Origin of the sequence: Mesorhizobium sp. M4A.F.Ca.ET.050.02.1.1, from assembly GCF_003997725.1 — a bacterium.
Lineage (GTDB): Bacteria > Pseudomonadota > Alphaproteobacteria > Rhizobiales > Rhizobiaceae > Mesorhizobium.
The window spans coordinates 1-4,116 of sequence record NZ_RZSG01000544.1; the positions used below are offsets into that span (position 1 = coordinate 1).

General features: G+C 67.8%; 4 protein-coding genes. 2 read left to right on the forward strand and 2 right to left on the reverse strand.

All coding sequences use genetic code 11. The features are described 5' to 3' along the window. The coding region (locus EOA33_RS26485) for a TOBE domain-containing protein (protein ID WP_127406977.1) at window positions 1-802 on the forward strand (802 nt) is incomplete at its 5' end. A gap of 67 nt (window positions 803-869) precedes the next feature. Continuing rightward, window positions 870-1,667, forward strand: a complete 798-nt coding sequence (locus EOA33_RS26490; protein WP_127400137.1) for a phosphodiesterase — start codon at window positions 870-872, stop codon at window positions 1,665-1,667. A gap of 63 nt (window positions 1,668-1,730) precedes the next feature. On the opposite strand, the gene EOA33_RS26495 is transcribed toward EOA33_RS26490, so the two are convergent. Next, window positions 1,731-2,813 (reverse strand): ABC transporter ATP-binding protein, encoded by a 1,083-nt coding sequence (locus EOA33_RS26495; RefSeq protein WP_126058107.1) that lies wholly within the window; start codon window positions 2,811-2,813, stop codon window positions 1,731-1,733. Beyond that, window positions 2,810-4,116: iron ABC transporter permease (locus tag EOA33_RS26500; RefSeq protein WP_145989292.1), on the reverse strand; the 1,307-nt coding region annotated here is incomplete at its 5' end. The genes EOA33_RS26495 and EOA33_RS26500, both read right to left, overlap by 4 nt.

The window sequence follows — 4,116 nt, forward strand, 5'->3', positions numbered from 1 at the left end:
GAAGGTGGCGGGCGTTCCAGCCGCCGAACGCGCTCAGCGCATCCAGGCGGTCGCGCGCATCCTGGAACTGGAGCACTTGCTCGACCGGAAGCCGATGGCCTTGTCCGGCGGCCAGCGCCAGCGCGTCGCCATGGGCCGCGCCATGATTCGCGAGCCGAAGGTTTTCCTCTTCGACGAACCGCTCTCCAATCTCGACGCCAAGCTGCGCGTGCAGATGCGCTCGGAAATCCGCAAGCTGCACCGGCGGCTGAGCGCCACCTCGGTCTTCGTCACCCATGACCAGGTCGAGGCGATGACGCTGGCAGACCGGCTGGTGGTGATGAATGGCGGCCGTGTCGAACAGGTCGGCACGCCGGCGGAAGTCTACAGCCGCCCGGCGAGCCGCTTCGTCGCCACCTTCGTCGGCGCGCCGGCGATGAACATGCTGGTAGGCGAGGTCACGCTCGATGGCCTGTCGCTGCTCGGTGGCAGCCGCAAGCTCAACGTCTCGCGCGCGGGCCTGCCGGTCGGCAGCAAGATCGCGGTGGGCATCCGGCCGGAGGCCGTGCGCATCGTCGCCCCCGGCACGCCGGGCGCGCTCGACGCGACCGTCGACCTGGTCGAAGAGCTCGGTGCCGGGCGGGTCATCTATGTCGATCTCGACGGTGCGGCGTTTTCGGTAGTGACGTCGGAAACCGTCCATCCCGCGCCGGGCAGCGCCGTCGGCCTGCAGTTCTCCGAGGCCGACCTGCACTTCTTCTCGTCCGAGACGGGAAGCCGCCTTGACGTCTTCAAGGCGTCGATGCCGGTGCCGGCGCTCTGATCAAGCGCTCGGCCGGCTGCGATGGACGGCAAGGCAACTCCCTGTCCGATCGAAGAAGGGTCGCGCAATGAAAGTCATCCAGGTCACCGACGTCCATCTCGGCCGGCGCGGCGAGATCCGCTTTGGCGCTGACCTGCACGAGCGGCTCGACCGCTGCATCGACCATATCAATGCCCGCCACGGCGATGCGGCACTTTGCGTCTTCACCGGTGACCTGACCGAATCCGGCGAGGCGCAGAGCTATGCCGACCTCCAATCAGCCCTGGCGCGGCTTTCAGTCCCATATCGGCTGCTGCCCGGCAATCACGACAGGCGCGCCAACCTGGTCGCGGCTTTTGCCGGAAATCCAACCGACGAGAATGGCTTCGTGCAGTCGGTCTTCGACACGCAGGAAGCATCGCTGCTGTTCCTCGACAGCCTGGCCGAGGGCCGCGTCACCGGCGAATTATGCGACAGGCGGCTGGCCTGGCTGGATGCCAGGCTCGGCGAGGCGGCGGGCCGCCGGGCCTATATCTTCCTGCATCATCCGCCGATCGAGCTTGGCCTCGAGCTGCTCGATCCGCTCGGGCTCGAACAGCCGCATCGGCTGCTCGAGGTCCTGACGCGGCACGGCAATGTCCGCTACATCTTCTTCGGCCATGTCCATCGCGACATAGCCGGCACAGTCGCCGGCATTCCGTTTGCCGCGCAGCGCGGATTGCACGCCCGCTTCGTGCTCGACTTGGTGGGCGACGAAGTTGTCGAGCAGGCGCCGCCCGCCTATTCGATTATCCACATCGATGGGCAGCGCGTCGTCGTGCACAGCCACGATTTTCTGGAGACCTGGCCACTCTGGTCGCCGGCGACGGGCGAGCGGGTACGTTAAGGCGTGTCGATATTCAGGCGGTGCCGGCCTGATCTGAATCTCAACACGCCTTGGCTTGGAAGCTCAGGCAAAAACATGCGCTTTGCCGGAGACGGTCAGCCGCACGATCTCGCCAAGCGCCGGCGCGTCGATGCCGGGCTTGCGCAGGATCAGCGGCGTGTTGCCGATCGCCGCCGCGTCCGGCGGGTCGGGGCTGTTCAGGAGCCGCACGGCGATCGTGCACATCGAGCCGGCGAATTCGGATTCCGTCACCTCGCCGAACAGCATGTCCGGGGTTCCCGACATGCCTTCACGCGAGGTCCGTTTCAACAGCACCTGTTCCGGCCTCAGCATGATTCGGGCGACATCGCGGCGTTCGGCTGTGTCGACGGCGATGCGGCCGAGCGGCGAGATAGCGAAACCGTCGGCGATCTTCGCCGGCAGAATGATGGCATCGCCAAGGAACTCTGCGACCATCCTGTCCTTCGGCCGGAAATAGAGTTCGCGCGGCGTGCCGACCTGCGAGAAAAGCCCGTCGCGCATCACCGCGACCTGGCTGGCGAAGGACAGCGCCTCGGCCTGGTCGTGGGTGACGAGGATGGTGGTGATCCCGGCGGCTTCCAGCAACTCGGCCACTGCCTTGCGCATGGAGGCGCGCAAGCCGGTATCGAGGGCCGAGAACGGCTCGTCAAGCAGCATCAGGCGCGGCTTCATGGCCATGGCGCGGGCGAGCGCCACGCGCTGCTGCTGGCCGCCGGAGAGCTCGTGCGGGCGGCGCTTCAGGATCGCCTTGTCGAGCCCGACGATATAGGCGAGCTCGACGATGTGCTCGGCACGCTTCTCGGCGTTTCGCGCCAGGCCGAAGCCGATATTGTCGGCGATGGTGAGATGCGGGAACAACGCCCCGTCCTGCGCGACCACGCCGATGCCGCGCCGGTGCGCCGGCACGGCAGCGCCGCCATTGGCCAGCACCTCGCCATCGAGCACGATCTTGCCCCGGTCCGGCGCCTCGAAGCCGGCGATCAGCCTGAGCAAGGTGGTCTTGCCGCATCCGGATGGCCCGACGATCGCCGTGCGGCTGCCGCTCTCGACGCTGAGGTCAACGCCGGCCAGCGCCGCCACCGGGCCGTAGTGCTTGGCCACGCCAGACAGTTCCAGGAAGCTCATCGTCCGGCCATCCTCTTCGACTGGACATAGAGCAGCCAGGTCAGCGGCAGCGACATCGCCACCATGATGAAGGCATAGGGGGCGGCCGAGGCATAATCGATCTCGCCGCTGTAGGACCAGAAGGCCATGGCCAGCGTGCGGGTGCCGTTCGGCGCCAGCATCTGGGTGGCGGTGAGTTCGTTCATGATGCCGAGCGCCACAAGCGCCATGCCGGCGGCGGCACCCGGCGCTGAAAGCCGGATGGTCGTCGACCACAGTGCCTTGAGCGGCGCCCTGCCGAGGCTCGAGGCGGCGCGTTCGAGCTCGACCGGCGCCTGCGCGATCGAAGCCCTGAGGCTGACCAAAGCGCGCGGCAGGAACATCAGCGCGTAGGCGAAGAGGATGGTGAAGAGCGTCTGGTAGAGCGGCATGGCGACGCGCACGGTTATGGTAACCAGCGCCAACGCGATGACGACGCCGGGCAGCGAGCCGACGATATAATTGCAGCCCTCGAGCAGGCGCTGCAGCGGCCCTGGCGCGCGGATCGAAATCCAGGCCATCGGCATGGCGGCGATGGTGGCGAGCAGCGCGCCGGCCATCGCCAGGAACAGCGTCTGGCCGAGTGCCAGGCTGATTTCGTCGAGGCGCCAGACCTCGGCGCCGCCGGCCACGAGCCAGCGGCCGATGGTGATGAAGGGCACGCCCAGCGAAAGCAGCGAGGCGATGGCCGGCAGCGCCAGGCAAGGCAGCGTGGCGCGGCCGAGGCTGGCGCGCCGCTGCTGGCGGGCCGCCCCAGAGCCGACGCGGGCATAGCGCTCCTCGCCGCGCACCAGCACCTCCAGGGCGAGCAGCACGAAGCAGCATGTCACCAGCACGGCGGCGAGCATGTTGGCGGCCGGCCCGTTGAAGGTCGACTGGAACTGGTCGACGATCGCCGTGGTGAAGGTGTCGAACCGGATGAAGACATAGAGGCCGTATTCGGCCAACAGATGCAGGCCGACCAGCAACGAACCGCCGCAAATGGCCAATCTGAGCTGCGGCAGCACGACGCGCGCGAAGACCCGCCACGGACCGAGCCCAAGGGCGGCGGCCGCGTCCTCCAGTGCGGGGTCGAGCCGGCGCAGCGCTGCGGAGATGGGCAGATAGAGGAATGGAAAATAGGCGATGACGGAGACGAGAACGCCGGCCCACAGGCCGTGCAGTCCCGGCACCAGGCTGATCCAGGCATAGGAATGTACGAAGGCCGGAATGGCGAGCGGCGCCACCGACAGCCAGGCCCACAGGCGGGCGCCGGGCCGGTCGCTGCGCCCGGCCAGCCAGGCCA

Coding starts and splice junctions, on each gene's coding strand:
- EOA33_RS26495 (WP_126058107.1), bottom strand. CDS start 2,813: ATGAGCTTCCTGGAACTGTCTGGCGTGGCCAAGCACTACGGCCCGGTG.
- EOA33_RS26490 (WP_127400137.1), top strand. CDS start 870: ATGAAAGTCATCCAGGTCACCGACGTCCATCTCGGCCGGCGCGGCGAG.